The 2,938-nt window shown below is 71.1% G+C and carries 2 protein-coding genes; both read left to right on the top strand.

Annotated elements, in window-relative coordinates; translation table 11 throughout:
- The first annotated feature begins 219 nt into the window (after window positions 1-219).
- Window positions 220-723 carry an FxLYD domain-containing protein gene (locus ACFRMQ_RS39800; RefSeq protein WP_380735786.1) on the top strand — a complete coding sequence of 168 codons (504 nt, stop codon included), beginning with the start codon at window positions 220-222 and terminating at the stop codon, window positions 721-723.
- Window positions 724-1,040: 317 nt separating this feature from the next.
- Window positions 1,041-2,861 (top strand): glycosyl hydrolase family 18 protein, encoded by a 1,821-nt coding sequence (locus tag ACFRMQ_RS39805; protein WP_380735787.1) that lies wholly within the window; start codon window positions 1,041-1,043, stop codon window positions 2,859-2,861.
- Window positions 2,862-2,938 lie beyond the last annotated feature (77 nt).

A 2,938-nucleotide genomic window follows, 5' to 3' on the forward strand; every position in this document is an offset into this window, starting at 1 on the left:
GCCCGGCACACCTCCCGCCGCCGAGGCCGCCCCGAGCGGAGGGCCGAGGCGGCCTGACCGGAGACGAGGCACCGCATGGACCGCCAGCCGCTCACCCGCGCCAGTTCCCCGGTCCCGCCGAGGGCCCTGCGGGGGACCCCGCCGAGGGCCACCGCGCCGGATCCGGGAGCGCCGCCGACGCGCCCCCAACGGACGTCGGCAGTCCGGATGTTGGCCGTGGTGACGGTCGGCGCCGCGGTCCTCGCGGGCTGTTCCTCCGACGGCGGCGCGAAGAGCGCGGGCTCCGCGGCGGCCGCCGCGGTGGAGAAGGCCGCGAGCGCCGCCGCCTCAGCTGCCTCGGCGCTGGCCTCGGGGGCCGGTGAGGCGGGGGCGGCGATCGCCTCGGCGCAGGCGAGGGCCTCGTCCGCGGCGTCGGCGGCCTCCTCGGCCGTCGCCGGGATCAAGGGCGGGCTGGACGCCAAGGGGGACGTCGCCGTCGGGGCGGTGACCACCGGCTCGGACGGCAGGGCGCAGGCGCAGCTGACCGTCACCAACCACGGGCAGCAGCCGTACCGTTACGTGATCCAGCTGAATTTCACCGACGAGTCGGGCAAGGTGCTGGACGCGACCGCGGTGACCGTCCAGGACGTGGCCGCCGGGCAGAGCGCCCAGGCCACCGGGCGCTCCAACCGGGACCTCTCCGGCGCGGTCGGGGCCGAGGTGGCGAACGCCGTCCGGTACTGAGTCGCGGTACCGGCTCCAGGGGTGGCCGCCCAGCTCAGCGCGGGGGCGGAACCTTAAGCGGGGCTCAAGGCCCAACAGGACCCCTTGACGGGTGAGTTGGTCTAGTCCATTTTTATTGCCCAGGTGCAGGGAGCCCCTGAGCCGGCGCCAACGGCCTCGTGCCGTTGGTGCCGGTTCGGCACATCCCGGTAGTCCGTCATGGTCTGATCCCGCTCGATTCCCCACCCATGCCTGTCATGTCCCGGTCGTCCGGCCCCACCCCGGACGAGTGCCCCCCGGGGCGACCGGAATCCCCCACAACCAGGAGTCACGCACCCATGCTGCGCTCACGCATTGAAAGGGCCGGGACCCCGGCTCCGGACGGCGGCCGTCGCCGTCGCCCCAAGAGCCTGGCCGCCATCGCGGCCGGCACCACCGCCTCCCTGCTGCTCGGCGCCGGCCTCGCGCTGACCGGCGGCGGCGCGGCCAACGCCGCGACCACCAACTCGACCGGTGCGCCCGCCACCAGCGGCGGCCTCAAGGTCGCGTACTACGACCAGTGGTCGATCTACGCGAACGCGTACTACCCCAAGACGATCCAGGACACCGGCGTCGCCGGGAAGCTGGACTACATGATCTACTCGTTCGCCAACATCCACCCGACCGACCTCGGATGTTTCCAGGCCACCAAGGCCGCGGACCAGAACGACAACAACCCCAACGCGGGTGACGGCGCCGCGGACGCGTTCGCCGACTACCAGAAGAGCTTCGGCCCGGACATCTCGGTCGACGGCGTCGGCGACGTCTGGAACCAGCCGGTCGCGGGCAACTTCAACCAGCTGAAGAAGCTGAAGGCGAAGAACCCGAACCTCAAGATCCTGCTCTCCATCGGTGGTTGGACCTACTCCAAGTACTTCTCGCCGGCCGCCGCCACGGACGCGTCGCGCAAGCACCTGGTGTCGTCCTGCATCGACATGTTCATCAAGGGCAACCTGCCCGTCGACGCCGGCTTCGGCGGTCCGGGCTCGGCGGCCGGCATCTTCGACGGCATCGACATCGACTGGGAGTACCCGGGCGGCGGCGGCCACACCGGCAACCTCTCCAGCCCGGCGGACAAGCAGAACTTCACTGCCCTGCTGAAGGAGTTCCGCACCCAGCTGGACGCGCAGGGCGCGGTCGACAAGAAGACCTACGGCCTGGCGGCGGCGGTCGGCGCCGGCCAGGACAAGATCATGAACGTCGAGACCGACAAGATCGGTCAGTACCTGACCTTCCTCGACGTCATGACCTACGACATGCACGGCGGTTGGGACGCCCAGGGGCCGACCAACCACCAGGCCGCGCTCTACGCGGGCCCGAACGACCCGTCGACCCCGGTCAAGCCGGGCAACGGCAAGTACTCGATCGACAACGCCATCAAGGCGTGGACGGTCGGTGACAAGGACTACGGCATCCCCGGCGGCTTCCCCGCCAACAAGATCAACATGGGTGTGCCGTTCTACTACCGCGGCTGGACCGGCGTGAAGGACAACGGCCAGCACGGTCTGTTCCAGCCCGCCGTGCAGCCGGCCACCGGCGCGGCGATGTCCGGCAACATGCCCGGCATCCAGATGTACAAGGAGCTCGCGGGCTTCGTCGACAACCCGTCGAAGACCTACTGGGACGACGCGGCCAAGGCCACGTACTTCTACGACGGCAACACCTTCTGGAGCGGTGAGGACGCCAAGTCGATCCAGGCCAAGCTCGACTACGCGCACTGCAACGGCCTCGGCGGCTCCTTCGCCTTCTCGCTGTACGACCTGGGCACCAAGACCGCCCTGTTCGACAAGATGGTGAGCGCCACCAACGGCTCCGCCGCCGGCTGCCCGGCCCCGCCGTCCCCGACCGGTACGGCGACCCCGACCCCGACCCCGACCGGTACGGCGACCCCGACCCCGACCGGCACGGTGACCCCGACCCCGACCCCGACCGCCACCCAGACCACGCCGGCGCCGTCCTGCTCGGCCGCCCCGAGCTGGAACGCGAGCACCGCGTACGCGGCCGGTGGCACCAAGGTCTCGTGGAAGGGCCACTACTACTCCAACAAGTGGTGGACCCAGGGCGACGACCCGAGCCTGAGCGGCCAGTGGGGCGTCTGGACCGACCTCGGCCCCTGCTGACGGCCGACCGCGCGCCGAGGGCCTGACGGACCCTCGCGGCACCTGAAGTGACGAGTCCGGCCCGCCGGGAGGAACAT

It is taken from the genome of Kitasatospora sp. NPDC056783, assembly GCF_042789895.1.
Lineage (GTDB): Bacteria > Actinomycetota > Actinomycetes > Streptomycetales > Streptomycetaceae > Kitasatospora.